The sequence below is a fragment of the Paralysiella testudinis genome (genome assembly GCF_016894345.1).
Lineage (GTDB): Bacteria > Pseudomonadota > Gammaproteobacteria > Burkholderiales > Neisseriaceae > Paralysiella > Paralysiella testudinis.
In genome coordinates this window covers 2,444,589-2,462,038 of sequence record NZ_CP069798.1, presented here as the reverse complement: position 1 = coordinate 2,462,038, position 17,450 = coordinate 2,444,589, and the positions used below count along the sequence as shown (strand labels likewise).

Here is a 17,450-nt window from a genome sequence, read left to right as displayed (position 1 = left end):
CGGGATTGACGTTGCGGTGTAATGTTCTTATAAATCCCTTTTAGCAGTTTTAACAAAGGTAATGTTGTGTAAGGCTGCCTGAAATTTATATTCTCTGACTTTTGCGGAGTAAACCAATCATGCAACAAATCAAAACTTGGCTGCTGTGGGCGCTGGTGGTGCTTACCGGCGTGGCGGCGTTTACCACGCTGGCGCTGAACCGTGGTGAAACGGTGAATGCGGTATGGATGATTACCGCTGCGGTATCGGTGTATGCCATCGCCTACCGTTTTTACAGCCTCTATATTGCCAAAAACGTGATGCAGCTAGAGGCGCGGCGCATGACCCCGGCCGAGCGCCACAACGACGGCTTAGACTATGTGCCCACACACAAGGGTGTGCTGTTCGGCCATCATTTTGCCGCCATTGCCGGAGCCGGCCCTTTAGTGGGGCCGGTGCTGGCGGCGCAAATGGGCTATTTGCCCGGCACTTTGTGGATTATTTTCGGCGTGGTGTTTGCCGGTGCGGTGCAAGACATGCTGGTGCTGTTTATCTCCATGCGCCGCGACGGCAAATCGCTGGGCGACATCATCAAGCAAGAGATGGGCACCGTGCCCGGCATCATCGCTTCCATCGGTATTTTGATGATTATGGTGATTATTCTGGCGGTGCTGGCGCTGATTGTGGTGAAAGCGCTCACCAACAGCCCCTGGGGCACGTTTACCATTGCCATGACCATTCCGATTGCGCTGTTTATGGGCATCTACAGCCGCTATATCCGCCCCGGCAAAATCGGTGAAATTTCGGTGGTGGGCTTTGTGTTGCTGATGGCGGCGATTCATTTCGGCGGCATGGTGGCGCAAAGCGCTTGGGCGCCGATGTTTACCCTTACCGGCGTACAGCTCACCTGGGCGCTGATTATTTACGGCTTTATAGCCGCAGTGCTGCCGGTGTGGCTGTTGCTCACCCCGCGCGATTATTTGTCTACCTTTTTGAAAATCGGCACCATTGTGGCGCTGGCGGTGGGTATTTTGGTGGTGGGTCCGGCGCTGCAAATGCCGGCGGTAACCAAGTTTGTGGACGGCACAGGGCCGGTGTTTTCCGGCAATCTGTTTCCGTTTCTGTTTATCACCATTGCCTGCGGTGCCGTTTCCGGCTTCCATGCGCTGATTTCTTCGGGCACCACCCCGAAAATGATTGCCAACGAAACCGATGTGCGCATGATCGGCTACGGCGGCATGCTGATGGAAAGCTTTGTAGCGATTATGGCGCTGGCCGCCGCCGCCACGCTGGATCCGGGCATTTATTTTGCCATGAACAGCCCGGCGGCGCTGTTGAGCACCGATGTGAACCACGCCGCCCAGGTGATTACGCAAATGGGCTTTGCGGTTAGCCCGGATGCGATTAATCAGATGGCGGTGGATGTGGGCGAAAACACCATTCTGTCGCGCGCGGGCGGTGCGCCCACGCTGGCGGTGGGCATGGCGCACATCATGCACCAGTTTATCGGCGGCAAAACCATGATGGCCTTTTGGTATCACTTTGCCCTGTTGTTTGAAGCGCTGTTTATCCTCACCGCCGTGGACGCGGGCACGCGTGTGTGCCGCTTTATGATTCAGGATTTGGTGGGCATTTTTATCAAACCCTTTGCCAATACCGAATCGCTGCCCGCCAATTTAATCGGCACCTTTTTGGCGGTGGCGCTGTGGGGCTATTTCCTTTACGTGGGTGTTACCGATCCCTTGGGCGGCATCAATTCGCTGTGGCCGCTGTTTGGCATCGGCAACCAGATGCTGGCGGGCGTGGCGCTGATTACCGTAGCGGTGGTGTTGGTGAAAATGAAGCGCGATCGCTATGTGTGGGTGGCGCTGGTACCGGCCTTAGGCTTGCTGCTGGTGACCGTTACCGCCGGGCTGCAAAAAATCTTCCACAGCAAACCGGCCATCGGCTTTTTGGCGCACGCCAACAAATACCAGGCCGCCATTGCCAATAACGAAGTGCTGGCACCGGCCAAAAACATCGCCCAAATGCAGCAAATTGTGTTTAATGACCACATCAACGCTACCCTAGCCGGGCTGTTTTTGGTGGTGGTGGTCACCGTGGCGGTGTTCGGCCTGAAAGTGGCGCTCAAAGCGCGCAAAACCGGCTTTGCCACCGCACGTGAAACCCCGCCCGTTTACCGTGATGAAGTGGCGCCGGTAATCAGCAAAGGGGGCGCCCATGGCTAAATTATGGCCGCGTATCCGCCATTATCTGGGGCTGCTGCGCCAAACCGGCAGCCTGATGGTGGGCATCCCCGATTATGATAACTATGTGGCACAACAGCGCCGCCATAATCCGCATGCGCCGGTGATGACCCAGCGCCAATTTCTGGATTACTGCCATAAACGCCGCTGCGCAGGCAAAGGCTCGCGCTGCTGTTGAAACTTGAGGTGTTTAATCAAACAGGCCGGATTGGAATTGCAATCCGGCCTGTTTTGGGTTTCAGGCAGCCTAATGATGGTATGCATAAAAAACAAGCCATTTTCAAATCTATTGAAATGAAAATCGGCTCATATAGAGTGAAATGAAGAATAAAGTGATACAAGCCGCGAAGCCGCAGACAGTACACACGTACGGAACAGATTTTTGTTGGCGCTTTAGCGCCTTACAAAATCGTTCGCATCGCGCTAAGGCGCAGCAACGCCGTAGCACTTTGTTATGCATTTCACTATACAACGGTCATGTGTCGGGCATCACTGCCCGGCCTACAGTTGATTATGGTATTTACGCCGGAAAAGAAAATGCTGCCTGAATAAAGAGTTTCAGGCAGCCTCAATTCAATAGTGTAGGGCGCAATATCAATTGGCCGGCTGGTTGGCTGCGTTTACTGTGTTGGCAATCAGCTTTTCTGCCTGAGCCAAGGTGTTTTGTACTTCGGCTGGTGTGATGTTGCTGTTTTGCAGTAGCTGGCGGGTGCTTTCAAACACCACTTCGGTTTGCCCTTGCTGGTTTTCGGTAACCAATACTTTCAGCGGCAGCTTCAGGGCGAAGTGGGGGTCTTTTTGCATCAGCAGGGTACCGGCTTTGGGGGTGCCGTACACAATCACTTTGGCGACCTGCATATCTAGGCCGGCGGCGCGGGCGGCGGCTTGGTGGTCGATTACGGTGAAGATGGTCATGCCGCGGGCAGTAAAGGCTTGGCTTAAGTTGGCCACGGTGGTGTCGACATTTTGGCTGCTGGCAAGGGTAATCATGGCGGGTTGGGCGCTTTCGGCATGGGCAAAGGTGAAGGGCAGGGCGGCTAAGCCGGCGATGGCCAAGCTGCGGCGCAGGTGGGTTAAATTCATATTGTCTCCTGGGGCTGGTGATGAAAAGATTTCAGGTAGCCTTGGATGGGTAGACCAAGGCTGCCTGAAAGGTTGATGGCTTAAATATTAAGCCGCTTTAGGGCTACGCAATCCCTGTTTGCGAATCACTTTGGCCGAATCCACCATGGCCACAAAGCCGCAGGCCAGCATCATGATGTCTTTCAATACCAGCCGCCCGGCGCCGGAAAGGTAGGGAAAGCCGGTGTGGGCATCGGCGCCGTGCACCCAGGTTTCGGGGGTGAAGATTAAAAAGGTGTAGGTGACAAACGGGGTTAAAAAGCACAGCAGTGCGCCCACAAACCCGGCCTTGGGCGAAATATAGTGCGACAGCAGCAATAAAGCAAAGGCAATTTCCACTACGCCTAAGCCGTTGGAATAGCCGTAGGTGTTGTTGGCTTCGTGCCATAAGCGGTGCGCGGGCATGAGGGCGCCTTCGTGGTTCATGTATTGCAGATAATTGGCCGGGTCGTTATACAGCCACGACATAAACGGGCTGTTGGCCACAAACGGCACGATGCTGTCGGCTTCGTAGGGGATAAACTTGAGCCAGCCTATCCATAAAAACACCACCGCAATGGCGATGCGGCACAGGTGTACCCCCAGTTGTTCGGAGTTGGCGATTTTGTTGATTAAGTCGCGATAGAAGTGCATTGCAGATCCTTTCTGTATGTCCGCAGTTGAAAAAGCATTTCTTTCCGGCTTAATGTGGTGTTTGCTTGGTTTATTATTTTTGAATTGAATAAAGTGCAGGCCGTGTTTCCTCGCACGGCCTGCCTGGGCTTAACTGCGCTGGGCTTCTACTGCTTCCATTGCCCGCAGTGAATAGGTGTAGGCGGCTCCGGCATTTAAGGCAATGGCGGTGGCCAAGGCACCGGCCACTTCGCTGTTGGTGGCGCCGGCTTTAACCGCCGCTTCGGCATGCACGCTGATGCAGCTTTCGCAGCGGGTGGTTACCGCCACGGCCAGCGAAATCAGCTCGCGGGTTTTGGCGTCGAGCGCTTCGGCTTCGGCTGCTTGTCCCAAAGCCTGATAGGCTTGCAGCATTTTGGGGTGTTGGCCGCCCAGTTTGCCAAAGGCTTTTTTCACCATCAGCGCGTGTTGTTTCCAGTCTAAAAACATGATGACACTCCTTGTGTTGATGGGGTGTATTCTGCGCCGCTTTTCTGGGTAATAATTATCTGATAAGCTCATTTCTTTTCACTAAAAGCGCATTTTGGGCGGGTTTTATGATTTTAGACAAACTATTGGAATACGCGCAGGTGTCGGCGGCCATCAATATGCAATGCTTGGTGCGCGGGCGTTGGCATTTGCATAATCCGGCCGCGCCCGGGCGGGCTTATGTGCATATTGTGTTGTCTGGCACCGGCGTATTGGCGCGTGCCGATGCCGCGCCGCAGCGCCTGTATGCCGGTGATTTGGTGTTTTTACCGCAAGGGATGGCGCACAGTATTTGCGACTTTAACGGCCAAGGCGAAGCCGCGCCGCTGCAAATGTGCCGAAAAGGCGCGTGGACGCTGGGCAGCAATGCCGAGGGGCGTGAAGACATGGGCATGTTGTGCGGCCATTTCGACTACCAGCCGCACAGCGGTTTGCTGGAAGGCTGGCCGCCTTTGGTGGTGGTGCCGTGGCAGCAATTGCCGCAGCTGCGGGCGTGGGTGGATTTATTGCAGATGGAGGCGGCGTTGGCCGATGAACACAGCGAAGGCGCGGCCAGTGTGATTAACGGTTTGTCGCTCACCTTGCTGGCGTGGTTGATTCGCCATTGCTGGCAGCAGCCGCAGTGGCAAAATCCGCCACCGGGCGTGTTGAGGGCACGGCAAGACGCACGCTTGCGCCCTTTGCTGGCGGCGGTGATGGCCGAACCGGCGCAGGTGTGGACGGTAGACAATATGGCCGCGCAGGTGCATTTGTCGCGCGCACAATTTATGCGCGTGTTTCAGGCAGCCTTGGGGCAAAGCCCGCACCAATTTGTGATGCAAACCCGTTTGCGCCAAGCGGCGGTGTATTTGCGCCAACGCAGCGACAGCATTGTGCATATTGCCTTGGCCGCCGGTTTTCAGTCGGAAACGCATTTTGCGCGGGTGTTTAAGCAGCAATACCGGCAAACACCGCGCCAATACCGGCTGGGGCTGCCTGAAGAGGGTTGAGGGATTGGGATAGGAGCGGGTGGTAAGATGCGGGTGGCGTTGACCTACGGCGGCTTGAAATAAAGGGGTTTGCATCAACACCAACAAACAGCCGCCCGCAATGCATGCGGGCGGCTGTTTGTTGGGCCGGATAAGCGGATTATTTTTTGGCTTCGGCTTTTTTAGTTGCTTTTTTCACTTCTTTTTTGGCTTTGGCAGTGTCTTTTTTGACTTCGGCTTTGGCAGCTGGTTTGGCTTTGCTGGCGGCCGGGGCGGTAGCAGCCGGTTTGGCGGCGGGTGCCGGTGTGGTGCTGGTGCCGGCGGCAAAAGAAGCAACGGAAGTCATGCCCAAAGCAGCAGCCAGTAGTGCGGCGGTCAATTTTTTCATGGTCAGTCTCCTAAAACGGTATTAAATCGGTTGGGGGTTAAAGCAAAACCGCAGTGGTTTTGTTGGGTGCAGAATAAACCTGCAAACTTAGGCCAAACTTAGTGCCGATGTAGGATTGTGTAAAAGTCTTTTTAGGGTCTGTTCACATTTTAGCCGTGCAGCAGATTTTGAGTAGAAAAGTCTGCGTTCAAGGCGAAAAGCACAGCAAAGTTGAACACCTTGCGCGCATTTTCAACGCAGAAGGCGGGCTTTTAAGCCAAAATAGGGCCACGCGATGAAATGTGAACAGGCCCTAGAGCCTGTTGACGATTTTTTGTAGCGGATTTTTAGTGCAGAAAGCGGCACGGGCAAGGCAAAAAGCACAGCCAAGGCCCGCTTTGGCTATGCATGGTTAACGCCGCATACGTTTGTTTATGTGCTGAAAGCAGCATCAACAAGATGGTGAGCAGGCTTTTAGGTACCAAAGCTGTCTGCAAGCCTTGGCACCTCGCTAAACCAAACGCCTGCCATGCAACAGTGCACGGCAGGCGTTTGAATGGACAGAAACACAGACGATTTAAGGCTGCTCAATCACCGCCCAAGCCGAATGGTTGTGGATGGATTCGAAATTTTCACTTTCCACCCGAAACGCGCCCACGCGCGGGTCGGCTTGTAAAGCGGTGGCGATGTCGCGCACCATGTCTTCCACAAATTTGGGGTTGTCGTAGGCGCGCTCGGTAACGTATTTTTCGTCCGGGCGCTTGAGTAGGCCGTAGAGCTGGCACGAAGCCTGCGCTTCCACCAAATCAATCACTTCTTCAATACTTACTTCGCTGTTGCAGCTTAACGACACGGTAACGTGCGAGCGCTGGTTGTGGGCGCCGTATTGGGAAATTTCCTTGCTGCACGGGCAGAGGCTGGTTACCGGCACCAGCACTTGCAAGCGGTGGCAATAGCAGCCTTGTTTGATTTCGCCGCTCAATTCCACATCGTAGTCCAGCGTGCTGCGGATGCCGGAAATGGGCGCGGTTTTGAGGCGGAAGTAGGGGAATTTTACGCTGATTTTGCCGGAATGCGATTCCAGCAGCGCCACCATTTCTTCGGTAAGCGCGCGCAAGCGGGTAAAGCTGAGTGGCTCGGTTTGCTGCTCCATCAGCGCCACAAAGCGCGACATATGGGTGCCTTTTTGCTCCGGCGGCAGATAAACCGTCATGGTGAGCCGCGCCACGGTGTGCTGGGTGCCGTCGTCAGACTGGATGGCAACGGGAAAACGCAAGTCTTTAATGCCTACTTGGTTGATGGGCATATTGCGCTGGTCGGGGCTGCTTTGCACGTCGGCAATGGCATTCATGCGGTGCGGTTCCTTGGGTAATTCAATTAAGCCTGGCAGGCCATCCGGCAGGCAGGGTGTATAAAATAGGTGCCGCTGCAATAAATTCAAGTGAAACGCCGGCGGCAAGGGCGCAATTATACGGTATGGCAAAAGCCCGAGCAAATTAGTCGGAATTGATTGTGGCTATGCAGCCGATGGGCTTTGCTTGATAACAGCGGCTGCCTGAAAAACGGCGGCACATGCTAGAATTGCGCACTATGCCCACTTGCACAAGAGAGCGTGCCATGAAATTCGCCACCGAAGCCATCCACACCAGCTACGACCACAACCAGCACAACCGCGCCATTATGCCGCCCATCTACCAAAACAGCATGTTTTGTATGCATGAAATCGGCGAAGACATTCCCTACCGCTATTCGCGCGTGGCCAACCCCACCCGCAAAACGCTGGAAGACACCATAGCCGCGCTGGAACACGGCGTGGCCGGTTTTGCGTTTGCCAGCGGCATGGCGGGGATTGACACCATTTGGCGCACCTTTCTGCGCCCGGGCGACACCATTGTGGCGGTGGCCGATATTTACGGCGGTGCTTATGATTTGCTCACCGAAGTGTATGCGCAATGGGGCATTAAGGTGATTTTTGCCGATTTAACGCTGCCTGAAAACCTCGATGCCGTTTTGGCGGCGCAGCCGGTGAAAATGCTGTGGCTGGAAACGCCGAGCAACCCGTTGCTGCGGCTGGTAGACATTGCCGCGCTCACCCAAAAAGCCAAAGCACACGGCGTATTGGTGGGGCTGGACAACACCTTTGCCACCCCGTACCTGCAAAATCCGCTCGATTTGGGCTGTGATATTGTGTTTCATTCGGCCACCAAATACCTGTGCGGCCATTCCGATGTGCTGATGGGCGTGGCCGCAGTGAAAGACGAAGCCGTGGCCGCACCCTTGCGCACCATGTTGATGAACACCGGCGCCGTAGCCGGGCCGATGGATTGCGCCTTGGTGTTGCGCGGCATCAAAACCCTGGCCGTGCGCATGGACCGCCATCAGTATAACGCCGCCATTCTGGCGCAGCGCCTGCAAGCGCATCCGGCGATTGAAAAAGTGTTTTACCCCGGCTTGCCCGAACACGAACACCACGCGCTGGCACAGCGGCAAATGCGCGGCTTTGGCGGCGTGGTGTCGGTGTATTTGCGCCAAGACAGCCGCGCCGCGGCCAACAGCGTGATTAAAAATCTGCAATTGGTGCAAATGGCCTCCAGCTTGGGCGGCGTGGAAAGCCTGGTCAACCACAGCGCCAGCCAGTCGCACAGCGGCATGAGCCGCGCCTTAAAAGCGCAATTGGGCATCCGCGAAGGCCTGCTGCGCTTTTCCACCGGCATCGAAGACATCGAAGACATTTGGGCCGATATTAACCAAGCCCTGAATACCGTGTGCTAATACCCAATCTAAACAATAACCTAACTGCGTTGGCTTGCCTTAGCGCAAAGCGAACGATTTTGTAAGGCGCTAAAGCACCAACAAAATCTGTTTCGTACTAGATGCACTGCCTGCGGCTCGCCGCCTTGTTATCTTACTGTTTAAATTGGATATACGGCTGCCTGAAAGCTTGATTTACCGATGAAACGCCTGCACACCCATTACGACAATTTAAAAGTCACCGCCGACGCCAGCGACGAAGTGATTCGCGCCGCCTACCGTGCCTTGTCGCAAAAGCACCACCCGGATCGCAACCCCGACAATGCCGATGCGCACCGCATCATGAGCATCATCAACCAATCGTATGCGGTGCTGTCCGACCCGCAACAACGCCGCGCCCACGATATCTGGATTGCCGAGCAACAGCGCTTGGCGCTGCAGGCACAAGCGCAACGGCAGCAGCACAGCGCCAGCCAGCGCCAAGCGCAATTGCAACATCGGCAGCAGGCGGTGGCGGCTTATCAGCGCCAGCGCGAAGCCGTGCGCCCCACCCGCCCGGCCAAATATGCACTGCACGCGTGGCGGCAATGGCTGGGCATGGCGCTGGTGGTATTGCTGCCGGTGGCCGGCTGGTGGTGGTGGCAGGCACAAGCTACCCCTGCAGCGCCCGCGATTAGCACCAGCCTTAGCGCCACTGCCCCCAACGGCCAAGCCTTGCCTGCCGCCAAAGGCTATGTGGCCGGCTATCCGGTGCTGCGCCAGCGCGGCCGCAATGTGGTGGAGGTAGACAACAGCGGCTTGAACAGCGGCATTTTCGCCCAATTATATGAATTGCGCGGCGGCAAACTCACCGCCATCCGCTCGTTTTACATTCCTGCGGGCGAGCGCTTTAGCGTTACCCAAGTGGGCGATGGCGACTTCAGCCTGCACTACCGGCGCGTAGACAACGGCGAATGGCAAATCAGCGCGCCGTGGCTGATTGAAAACACCGAACGCAGCGGTCAATACCGCCAGATTGACGTTAAGCTGTAACACGAAATAACGCTCATAAACCAATGGGTAATTCAAGGCTGCCTGAAATTTAAGTGCGCTGAGATAGACCTAATTGTTAAACCGGCGCCCGCTTAATCCAATCCCTTATCAATATGCTCTAAAGGACGCCCATGCCTGCCGCACCCGAAGCCAAATTCAGCGAAGAAACCGTGTTGTGGGTAAAACAGCACACCCCCAAGCTAATCACCTTTGCCATCAGCCGCCCCGAGCACTACCGTTTCAGCGCCGGGCAATTTTCCCGCTTGGGCTTTCGCGACGGTGCCGGTTTTATTTGGCGCGCCTATTCGGTGGTGTCGGCCGAATATGCCGACACCTTAGAATACTTTGCCGTGCTGATTGAAGGCGGCCCCATGAGCGCACGGCTGGCCGATTTGCAAGCGGGCGACCGTATCTTGCTTGACAAAACCGCCACCGGCTTTTTGCTGCCCGAGCGCTTTGCCGACGGGCGCGATTTAATCATGCTGTGCACCGGCTCCGGCATCGCCCCGTTTTTGTCTATCCTGCAACAGCCGCAAATCTGGCAACGCTTCGAGCGCTTGGCATTGGTGCATTCGGTGTCGTTTGCCAACGAGCTGATTTTCAACCAACGCATCGCCGAGCTGGCGCAGCATCCGCTGGTGGGCGAATACAGCAGCCAATTCACTTTCCAAACCGTGCTCACGCGTGAACATTTGGCGGGTGCTTTAGATAAGAGGCTGCCTGAGCTGCTGCACAACGGCGAGCTGGCCACCGCGCTCAAACTCAACTTCAGCCCGCAGCACAGCCGCTTTATGATTTGCGGCAACCCGGCGATGGTAAAAGACACCTTCAAAACCCTGCTCGACATGGGCTTTGCTATGCACCGCAATAAAGTGCCGGGGCAGATAATGATGGAAAACGGGTTTTGAGATTTTTTGATTTATAAAATATTTTCAGGCAGCCTTATATAAAGGCTGCCTGAAAATATTTTGGAAACAGGTTTAGGATAAATCAGCAGCCATAAGTTGGATTTCCAATCTGACCTATGGCTGTGTATGCGTGTTGATTGCAGGCTGTAAATACATGCGATACAATACTGTAAATAGTAGAGATACAGCCATGATACTTTCATTCCAACACAAAGGGCTTGAACGGTTTTATAAAACGGGCAGCAAATCGGGAATACAAGCTGCTCACGCGGTCAAGTTGGCGCGTATTCTCGCCCGTTTGAACAGCGCCGCCGTGCCTTCCGACATGAATATCGCAGGCTGGAATTTGCACCCTTTATCAGGGGATTTAAAAAACCATTGGAGCGTGAAAGTAAACGGCAACTGGCGTGTTACGTTTAAATTGGAAAACGGCCACGCCGAAATTGTGGATTATCAGGATTACCATTAAGGAAATTGTTATGCGCATGCACAACCCTCCGCACCCGGCCGAAGTGATTCGGGAAGACATCTTGCCCGAGCTTGGCCTGAGCGTAACCGAAGCGGCGCGGCAGCTTGGGGTGTCCCGCGTGACGCTTTCCCGCTTGTTGAACGGCAAGGCAGGCATCAGTGCCGATATGGCCATCCGCCTGCATAAATGGCTGGGCGATAACAGCCCCAGCCCGGAAAGTTGGTTGCACCAACAGGCCGATTACGACTTGTGGCAGGCCATGCAAAAAACCAACCCGCAGGTTACTCCAGCATATGCGGTTTGATGATATGCACTGGTTGGCGCATACCGGATAAACCGATTGAATGGCATGATTTTTCAGGCAGCCTTGTGTGAAGGCTGCCTGAAAACATTTTGAGAAAACAGATTTAAAATAAAGCCACACCGCCGCAGTTTAATGGCAGCGTTTATTGCTGCCGCAGCGGTTGCAGCCGCTGCAGGCATCGGCTTTTTTGCCGAAGAAGCGTTTGCCTAAAAAAGCGGCACAGGCCAGCACGATAATGGCCACCACAATATATTCCATCATTTTGATTTCTTTCTGCCAGGGTGTTGGCAATCGGTTATGGCGCTAAGCCGTGAGTGCTAAGGTAATGCGGTACACCATAAACGCAAACACATAAGCCAGCACAAACAAATAGGCGGTAATCAGCGCGGTGGTGCGGGCGGATTTGGTTTCGCGTTTGATAACCGCCAAGGTGGCGGCGCACATGGGGGCGTAGACATACCAGGCCAGAAAGGCGAAGGCGGTGGCTAGGCTCCATTGCTGGTGCAGCACCGGAATCAGGCTTTGCTGCAATGCTTCGTCGCTGCCGCCCACGGCATATACCGTGCCCAGCGCGGCCACCACCACCTCGCGGGCGGCCATGCCCGGCACCATGGCGATGCACATTTCCCAGCTAAAGCCCAGCGGCGCAAACAGCGGCTGAATCAAATGCCCCAGCATGCCGGCAAAGCTGTAGTCAATCGCCGGGCCCGTGGCGCCGGCGGGCGCTGCCGGAAAACTCACCAGCGCCCACAATACCACGCTGATGGCAAAAATCACCGTACCGGCGCGTTTTAAAAAGGCGCTAACCCGATCCCAAAGGCTGAGCAAAATGTGTTTGAAATTAGGGCGGCGGAAGGTGGGCAGCTCCATCAGCAAAGGGAACTGCTGTACTTGGCCGCTTCGGCGTGCCAGCAGCTTCATTACCCAAGCAGCCACGGCGGCCGACACAATCCCCACCAAATACAGGCCGAACAAGGTAAGCCCTTGCAAGTTAAACAGGCCGCCCACGCTGTGGTTGGGCACCACGGCGGCAATAATCAAGGCATACACCGGCAAGCGTGCCGAGCAGGTGAGCATGGGGGCGATGGCGATGGTAACCAGCCGCTCGCGCGGGTCTTGAATGGTGCGTGCCGACATCACTGCGGGCACGGCGCAGGCAAAGCTAGACAGTAAAGGGATAAACGCGCGCCCGGACAGGCCGCTTTTAGCCAGCAGGTTGTCGAGCAAAAAAGCGGCCCGCGGCAAATAGCCGGAATCTTCCAGCAGCAGAATAAAGGCAAATAAAATAGTGATTTGCGGCACAAACACCAGCACGCTGCCAATGCCCGCAATCACGCCGTTTACCAGCAGACTTCGCAGCGGGCCTTCCGGCAGCAAGCCGCCCACCCAGCCGCCGAAGCTGCCGATGGCGGCTTCAATGCCGTCCATCAACGGCGCAGCCCAAGCATAAACGGCTTGGAATACCAGCAGCAGCACCAGCAGCAGCACCACCAATCCCCAAAACGGGTGCATCACCAGATTATCCAAGCTGCGGTGCCAGGCGGGCAGTTGGATTGGCGTGCTCACTACTTGGGCGAGGATTTTTTCCACTTGCCGATACAGCGCGGCGCTGTCGAGCGCATCAATGCGTTGCTGCACAGTGGCGTTGTCGTGATGCTGTGCGGCGGCGCGGGGCAGCGCGGCGATGGCGTTTTTAATCGCCAGTGTGCCGTTGGCATTCACGGCCACGGTTTCCACCACCGGCACGCCCAGCAATTGGCTTAATTTGGCGGTGTCGATCGACAGGCCGCGGGCGCGCGCCACATCGCTTAAATTCAGCGACACCACCATCGGCTTGCCCAAGGTTTGCAGTTCCAGCACCATGCGCAGCGTCATGCGCAGATTGGTGGCGTCGGCCACGGCGATAATGGCGTCGGGGCTGCGCATAGCGGCGGCGCCCATGCGCCCGAGCAGTAAATCGCGGGTAACCGCTTCGTCGGGGCTGGTTACACGCAGGCTGTAGGTGCCGGGCAGGTCGATAATGTGGATGTTAGCATCGCCGGCAAACACGCCTTCGCGTTTGTCTACGGTAACACCGGGGTAGTTGGCCACTTTGGCACGCGCACCGGTGAGCGCGTTAAACAGGGCGGTTTTGCCGCAATTGGGCGCGCCCACCAAGGCGTAATAAGCAACAGTCATGATGGAGCGCTCAGGATTGGTGGGGCAGGCAGAGGATTTTGGCTGCTTCGGCGTGGCGCAGCGAGAATTGGGCGTTGTTGCCCAAGCGCACTGCAAACGGGCCTTTGCCCAAAAGGCCGGTGGCAATCAACATCACCGACATGCCGTGGGAAAAGCCCAAATCGGCTAAGCGCTGTGCCACGGTGTCGTCCAGATGGCCGAATTGGGGATTGGGGTGAATGGCGTGGATATACGCGGCCTGACCTTTTTTGAATTGATGTAAAGGACGGGGTGACATAAAAGCAGGCTTTCAAATTGCCCAGCGTGCGGTAGGGCGTCGCGGTCTTATAGTGAAATGCATAACAAAATGCTACGGCGTTGCTGCGCCTTGCCGTACTACTTATACTGTCTGCGGCTTCGCGCCTTGTATCACTTTATTCTTCATTCCACTATAGGGCGGGTGGCGGTGCCGGAAGGCTGGTGTTGGTTGATAATTGCTAACCATTATTATTTGTTTTTGTAATTGAGGCAATAGCCAGAATGTAAAACCGGATTGAAAGCCATTCTTGTTTGTATTAAGTCAAGCCAATAAAGGCTGCCTGAAAATATTTTCAGGCAGCCTTTATTGGCGTTGCTAATCGTTAAAACGCATCGCCCGGCACGCGCACCCAGCCTTCCATAATCACCCGGGCGCTGCGGCTCATAATGGCTTTGGTGGCGGTCCAGCGGCCGTTTTCTTGTGCTGCGGCCGCGCCCACGCGCAAGGTGCCGGAAGGATGGCCGAAGCGCACGGCTTCGCGCTCGCCGCCGCCGGCAGCCAAGTTAACCAAGGTGCCGGGAATGGCGGCGGCGGTGCCAATGGCCACCGAGGCGGTGCCCATCATGGCGTGGTGCAGTTTACCCATGCTCATGGCACGCACCAGCAAATCAATATCGGCGGCGGCCACGGCTTTGCCGCTGGAGGCGGTATAGCCTTGCGGCGGTGCCACCCACGCCACTTTTGGGGTGTGCTGGCGGGTGGCGGCTTCGGCTATATCTTGAATTAAGCCCATTTTTAATGCGCCGTAAGCGCGGATGGTTTCCAGCTTTGCCAAGGCGGCGGTGTCGTTGTTGATGTCGTCTTGCAATTCGGTGCCGGTGTAGCCGATGTCGGCGGCGTTCACAAAAATGGTGGGAATGCCGGAATTGATTAAGGTGGCTTTCAGGCAGCCGATGCCGGGTACATCCAAATCATCCACCACGGCGCCGGTGGGGAACATATCGCCATCGCCGTCGGCAGGATCCAGAAATTCGATGGCCACTTCGGCGGCGGGGAAGGTAACGCCGTCCAGCTCGAAATCGCCGGTTTCTTGCACTGCACCGTTGTGCATCGGCACATGGGCGATGATGGTTTTACCGATGTTTTTTTGCCAGATGCGCACGGTGCACAGGCCGTTGGCGGGGATGTTGGCCGCGTCTACCAAACCGTTGCTGATGGCAAATGCGCCCACGGCGGCGGTGAGGTTGCCGCAGTTGCCGCTCCAATCCACAAACGGCTTGTCTATCGACACTTGGCCAAACAGATAATCCACGTCGTGGCCGGGGGTGCTGCTTTGGGCCAGAATCACCGCTTTGCTGGTGGAGGAGCTGGCGTTGCCCAAGCCGTCGATTTGTTTGCCGTAGGGGTCGGGGCTGCCGAGCACGCGCAGCAAAATTTGGTCGCGCGCGGCGCCGGGTGTTTGCGCGGCGGCGGGCAGGTCGTCTAATTTGAAAAACACGCCTTTGGAGGTGCCGCCACGGTAGTAGGTGGCGGGAATTTTGATTTGCGGGGCAAACGGGGGCATGGTGAAGCTCCTTTGTAGTAGGTGGTTTTATTATTGTGGGTGGGTTAACGCGGTTTATCTGCGCAAATTTAAATAGCGATGGGCTGTGCTTTACACGAGCGCGTAATTTCAATTGGTGATTTAAAACTGCTCATCCGCATGCAGATAGCGCCATTGCCCCGGCGGCAGCTGCCCCAGTTTTACCTTGCCCATGCGCACGCGTTTTAGGCCGGTAACGCGCAAGCCCACCAGCTCGCACATGCGGCGGATTTGGCGTTTTTTGCCTTGTTTGAGGATAAAGCGCAGTTGGTCTTGGTTTTGCCAGCTCACTTTGGCCGGGCGCAAGGCTTCGCCATCCAGGCTTAGGCCGTGGTTGAGCAAGGCCAAGCCTTGTTCGCTTAAGCGGCCTTCCACGCGCACCAAGTATTCTTTTTCCACGCCGCTGTGTTCACCAATCAATTGCTTGGCGATGCGGCCGTCTTGGGTGAGCACCAATAAGCCCACCGAGTCGATGTCCAGCCGCCCGGCGGGGGCGAGGTGGCGGCTGTGGCCGGGCTGGTAGCGGATGCGGCTGGTGTCGCCCGCCCAGTGGTTGGCGGCGGTAATCAGCTCCATGGCGGCGCGGTGGCCGTCTTCGGGCTGGGCGCTCACATAGCCCACCGGTTTGTTGAGCAAGATGGTAACGCGTTCGGCTTGCTGCTGGTGTGCTTGGCGCTCTAAGTCGATACGGTCGGTAAGGCTCACTTTTTGGCCGAGCACGGCGGTGTGACCGTTTACTTTTACCCAGCCTTGTTCGATGTAGTGGTCGGCCTCGCGGCGCGAGCATAAGCCCAGCTGTGCCATGCGTTTGGACAGGCGTTGTGTGTCGTTGGGGGTGTCGGTCATGGTGTTGGCTTTATTCAATATATAAAGGCTGCCTGAAACGCAGTTTCTGCGCAGCTCAAACTTTTCAGGCAGCCTGTTGGCAAGATTAGCTGCGGTTGGAACCGGCCACCATTTCCAGCAAAAACAGCCGCGCATCCAAGTTGCCGTTAAACAGCGGGATTTTGCGCTTGGGCGACAGGCGCATCAGTTTGGGCATGTCGCGGTCGGCGGTGAACATGCCCGCGGTCCAGCCGGCGAAATATTGTTTCAACCAGCTGCCCAATTGCGGATACAGCGCTTGCAGGGTTTGGATTTCGGCCAAGCGCACGCCGTAGGGCGGGTTGCTGATTAAAATGCCGTGCTCGCCATTGGGGCGGCTGTCGAGCGCGTCTTGGGTTTGCCAGTGGATGTATTGCCCCACACCGGCGGCCGCGGCATTGTGGCGGGCGGTGGCCACCATGTGGCGGTCATTGTCGCTGCCGCCAATGGGTGCGGTGGCCGGATGGATGGCGTTTTTGGCTTGTTGTTGCAGGCTGTGCCACAGAGCGGCATCGAAATTTTTGAGTGTTTCAAAACCAAAGCGGCGTGCCAGCCCGGGTGCGGTGGCGGTGGCGATTAGTGCCGCTTCAATCGCTAAAGTGCCGCTGCCGCAGAAGGGATCCATAAACGGCTGGCTGCCGTTGTAGCCGGCCAACAGCAGCAGCCCGGCAGCCAGATTTTCGCGCATCGGTGCTTCGCCCGCTTCGTTGCGGTAGCCGCGTTTAAACAAGGCTTCGCCGCTGGTGTCGATAAACAGGCTGGCGGTTTTGTCGTTTAAAAAGGCATGGATGCGCACATCGGGGCGGAATTTGCCCACGCTGGGGCGGCTGCCGCTGTGTTCGCGGAATACGTCGCAAACTGCGTCTTTCACTTTTAAGGCTGTGAAATCCAGGCTTTTTACCGGGGCGCGTTTGCCCTCAATGTGGATTTTGAAGGTTTGCTGCACGGCAAACCATTGCGGCCAAGCGGTTTTGGCGGCCAGCGCGTAAACGTCTTGCTCGTGGCGGATGGCACCGTGCGCCACCCGTAGCAGCACACGGCTGGCGGTGCGGCTGTGCAGATTGATGCGGTAAACCGTTTCCAAGCTGCCACAGCAGGCGATGCCGCCATCGCCGGGGGTGATGTCGGTCGCGTGTTGCGCCGCCAGCTCAACGGCCAGCACCGGCTCCAAACCGCGCGGGCAGGAAACAAATAAAGAATAATCGGACATGGGGCTCTTTGTGTACAATGGGCGGCTGCCTGAAAACGCTGGGAATGCCAGAAAATCAATTTCAGGCAGCCTTGAAAATAATGCCGATTATA

The 17,450-nt window shown here is 56.3% G+C and carries 19 protein-coding genes; 8 read left to right on the top strand and 11 right to left on the bottom strand.

The window, feature by feature from the left end; genetic code table 11:
• The first annotated feature begins 119 nt into the window (after positions 1-119).
• Together JQU52_RS12565 and JQU52_RS12560 are read left to right on the top strand one after the other, a co-directional pair.
• Entirely contained in the window at positions 120-2,207 is a 2,088-nt protein-coding gene (locus tag JQU52_RS12565; protein ID WP_230338813.1) for a carbon starvation CstA family protein, read from the top strand.
• Positions 2,200-2,403, top strand: coding sequence for a YbdD/YjiX family protein (locus JQU52_RS12560; protein WP_230338812.1), 204 nt, complete (start codon positions 2,200-2,202; stop codon positions 2,401-2,403). The genes JQU52_RS12565 and JQU52_RS12560 overlap by 8 nt, the downstream gene beginning before the upstream one ends.
• A 416-nt stretch (positions 2,404-2,819) precedes the next feature.
• On the opposite strand, the gene JQU52_RS12555 is transcribed toward JQU52_RS12560, so the two are convergent.
• From JQU52_RS12555 to JQU52_RS12545, 3 genes are all read right to left on the bottom strand, one after another.
• Entirely contained in the window at positions 2,820-3,308 is a 489-nt protein-coding gene (locus JQU52_RS12555) for a DUF302 domain-containing protein (RefSeq protein ID WP_230338811.1), read from the bottom strand.
• Between the two features lie 87 nt (positions 3,309-3,395).
• Positions 3,396-3,980 carry a reactive chlorine resistance membrane protein RclC gene (rclC, locus tag JQU52_RS12550; protein WP_230338810.1) on the bottom strand — a complete coding sequence of 195 codons (585 nt, stop codon included), beginning with the start codon at positions 3,978-3,980 and terminating at the stop codon, positions 3,396-3,398.
• Positions 3,981-4,109: 129 nt separating this feature from the next.
• On the bottom strand, positions 4,110-4,448 hold the full coding sequence (locus tag JQU52_RS12545; RefSeq protein ID WP_230338809.1) for a carboxymuconolactone decarboxylase family protein: 339 nt from the start codon (positions 4,446-4,448) through the stop codon (positions 4,110-4,112).
• Positions 4,449-4,555: 107 nt separating this feature from the next.
• Here JQU52_RS12545 and JQU52_RS12540 point away from each other — a divergent pair, with 107 nt between their 5' ends.
• On the top strand, positions 4,556-5,476 hold the full coding sequence (locus tag JQU52_RS12540; RefSeq protein ID WP_230338808.1) for an AraC family transcriptional regulator: 921 nt from the start codon (positions 4,556-4,558) through the stop codon (positions 5,474-5,476).
• Between the two features lie 139 nt (positions 5,477-5,615).
• Here the strand turns inward: JQU52_RS12540 and JQU52_RS12535 are convergent, their stop codons facing one another.
• Both JQU52_RS12535 and folE2 read right to left on the bottom strand, forming a co-directional pair.
• The gene (locus JQU52_RS12535) at positions 5,616-5,843 is read right to left on the bottom strand and encodes a hypothetical protein (protein ID WP_230338807.1); all 228 of its coding nucleotides are present in this window, start codon (positions 5,841-5,843) and stop codon (positions 5,616-5,618) included.
• A 556-nt stretch (positions 5,844-6,399) separates the two neighbouring features.
• Entirely contained in the window at positions 6,400-7,173 is a 774-nt protein-coding gene (gene folE2 / locus JQU52_RS12530) for a GTP cyclohydrolase FolE2 (RefSeq protein WP_230338806.1), read from the bottom strand.
• Positions 7,174-7,439: 266 nt separating this feature from the next.
• On the opposite strand from folE2, the gene JQU52_RS12525 reads away from it, so the two are divergent.
• The 5 genes from JQU52_RS12525 to JQU52_RS12505 all read left to right on the top strand — a co-directional run bounded on the left by JQU52_RS12525 (position 7,440) and on the right by JQU52_RS12505 (position 11,286).
• Complete coding sequence (locus JQU52_RS12525; protein WP_230338805.1) at positions 7,440-8,594, top strand: trans-sulfuration enzyme family protein; 1,155 nt, start codon at positions 7,440-7,442, stop codon at positions 8,592-8,594.
• 180 nt (positions 8,595-8,774) lie between these two features.
• Positions 8,775-9,605, top strand: a complete 831-nt coding sequence (locus tag JQU52_RS12520; protein ID WP_230338804.1) for a J domain-containing protein — start codon at positions 8,775-8,777, stop codon at positions 9,603-9,605.
• A 131-nt stretch (positions 9,606-9,736) separates the two neighbouring features.
• Positions 9,737-10,513, top strand: a complete 777-nt coding sequence (locus tag JQU52_RS12515) for a ferredoxin--NADP reductase (protein WP_230338803.1) — start codon at positions 9,737-9,739, stop codon at positions 10,511-10,513.
• A gap of 190 nt (positions 10,514-10,703) precedes the next feature.
• Positions 10,704-10,982, top strand: a complete 279-nt coding sequence (locus JQU52_RS12510; protein ID WP_230340586.1) for a type II toxin-antitoxin system RelE/ParE family toxin — start codon at positions 10,704-10,706, stop codon at positions 10,980-10,982.
• A gap of 10 nt (positions 10,983-10,992) precedes the next feature.
• Positions 10,993-11,286 (top strand): HigA family addiction module antitoxin, encoded by a 294-nt coding sequence (locus JQU52_RS12505; protein ID WP_328300575.1) that lies wholly within the window; start codon positions 10,993-10,995, stop codon positions 11,284-11,286.
• 129 nt (positions 11,287-11,415) lie between these two features.
• Here the strand turns inward: JQU52_RS12505 and JQU52_RS12500 are convergent, their stop codons facing one another.
• The 6 genes from JQU52_RS12500 to JQU52_RS12475 form a co-directional block, all read right to left on the bottom strand.
• Complete coding sequence (locus tag JQU52_RS12500; protein ID WP_230338802.1) at positions 11,416-11,547, bottom strand: FeoB-associated Cys-rich membrane protein; 132 nt, start codon at positions 11,545-11,547, stop codon at positions 11,416-11,418.
• A 42-nt stretch (positions 11,548-11,589) separates the two neighbouring features.
• Positions 11,590-13,464: a ferrous iron transporter B gene (gene feoB / locus JQU52_RS12495; protein WP_230338801.1), complete on the bottom strand. Its 1,875-nt coding sequence runs from the start codon at positions 13,462-13,464 to the stop codon at positions 11,590-11,592.
• 10 nt (positions 13,465-13,474) lie between these two features.
• Positions 13,475-13,741, bottom strand: a complete 267-nt coding sequence (locus JQU52_RS12490; protein ID WP_230338800.1) for a FeoA family protein — start codon at positions 13,739-13,741, stop codon at positions 13,475-13,477.
• A 343-nt stretch (positions 13,742-14,084) separates the two neighbouring features.
• Positions 14,085-15,266 (bottom strand): 2-methylaconitate cis-trans isomerase PrpF, encoded by a 1,182-nt coding sequence (prpF, locus tag JQU52_RS12485; protein ID WP_230338799.1) that lies wholly within the window; start codon positions 15,264-15,266, stop codon positions 14,085-14,087.
• 120 nt (positions 15,267-15,386) lie between these two features.
• Positions 15,387-16,130 (bottom strand): pseudouridine synthase, encoded by a 744-nt coding sequence (locus tag JQU52_RS12480; protein ID WP_230338798.1) that lies wholly within the window; start codon positions 16,128-16,130, stop codon positions 15,387-15,389.
• 85 nt (positions 16,131-16,215) lie between these two features.
• Entirely contained in the window at positions 16,216-17,358 is a 1,143-nt protein-coding gene (locus JQU52_RS12475) for a THUMP domain-containing class I SAM-dependent RNA methyltransferase (protein ID WP_230338797.1), read from the bottom strand.
• Positions 17,359-17,450: the final 92 nt, after the last annotated feature.

Bases quoted from the DNA above. Each gene is read 5' to 3' on its own strand.
- JQU52_RS12565 (WP_230338813.1), top strand. From the start codon at position 120: ATGCAACAAATCAAAACTTGGCTGCTGTGGGCGCTGGTGGTGCTTACC.
- JQU52_RS12560 (WP_230338812.1), top strand. From the start codon at position 2,200: ATGGCTAAATTATGGCCGCGTATCCGCCATTATCTGGGGCTGCTGCGC.
- JQU52_RS12555 (WP_230338811.1), bottom strand. From the start codon at position 3,308: ATGAATTTAACCCACCTGCGCCGCAGCTTGGCCATCGCCGGCTTAGCC.
- rclC (WP_230338810.1), bottom strand. From the start codon at position 3,980: ATGCACTTCTATCGCGACTTAATCAACAAAATCGCCAACTCCGAACAA.
- JQU52_RS12545 (WP_230338809.1), bottom strand. From the start codon at position 4,448: ATGTTTTTAGACTGGAAACAACACGCGCTGATGGTGAAAAAAGCCTTT.
- JQU52_RS12540 (WP_230338808.1), top strand. From the start codon at position 4,556: ATGATTTTAGACAAACTATTGGAATACGCGCAGGTGTCGGCGGCCATC.
- JQU52_RS12535 (WP_230338807.1), bottom strand. From the start codon at position 5,843: ATGAAAAAATTGACCGCCGCACTACTGGCTGCTGCTTTGGGCATGACT.
- folE2 (WP_230338806.1), bottom strand. From the start codon at position 7,173: ATGAATGCCATTGCCGACGTGCAAAGCAGCCCCGACCAGCGCAATATG.
- JQU52_RS12525 (WP_230338805.1), top strand. From the start codon at position 7,440: ATGAAATTCGCCACCGAAGCCATCCACACCAGCTACGACCACAACCAG.
- JQU52_RS12520 (WP_230338804.1), top strand. From the start codon at position 8,775: ATGAAACGCCTGCACACCCATTACGACAATTTAAAAGTCACCGCCGAC.
- JQU52_RS12515 (WP_230338803.1), top strand. From the start codon at position 9,737: ATGCCTGCCGCACCCGAAGCCAAATTCAGCGAAGAAACCGTGTTGTGG.
- JQU52_RS12510 (WP_230340586.1), top strand. From the start codon at position 10,704: ATGATACTTTCATTCCAACACAAAGGGCTTGAACGGTTTTATAAAACG.
- JQU52_RS12505 (WP_328300575.1), top strand. From the start codon at position 10,993: ATGCGCATGCACAACCCTCCGCACCCGGCCGAAGTGATTCGGGAAGAC.
- JQU52_RS12500 (WP_230338802.1), bottom strand. From the start codon at position 11,547: ATGATGGAATATATTGTGGTGGCCATTATCGTGCTGGCCTGTGCCGCT.
- feoB (WP_230338801.1), bottom strand. From the start codon at position 13,464: ATGACTGTTGCTTATTACGCCTTGGTGGGCGCGCCCAATTGCGGCAAA.
- JQU52_RS12490 (WP_230338800.1), bottom strand. From the start codon at position 13,741: ATGTCACCCCGTCCTTTACATCAATTCAAAAAAGGTCAGGCCGCGTAT.
- prpF (WP_230338799.1), bottom strand. From the start codon at position 15,266: ATGCCCCCGTTTGCCCCGCAAATCAAAATTCCCGCCACCTACTACCGT.
- JQU52_RS12480 (WP_230338798.1), bottom strand. From the start codon at position 16,130: ATGACCGACACCCCCAACGACACACAACGCCTGTCCAAACGCATGGCA.
- JQU52_RS12475 (WP_230338797.1), bottom strand. From the start codon at position 17,358: ATGTCCGATTATTCTTTATTTGTTTCCTGCCCGCGCGGTTTGGAGCCG.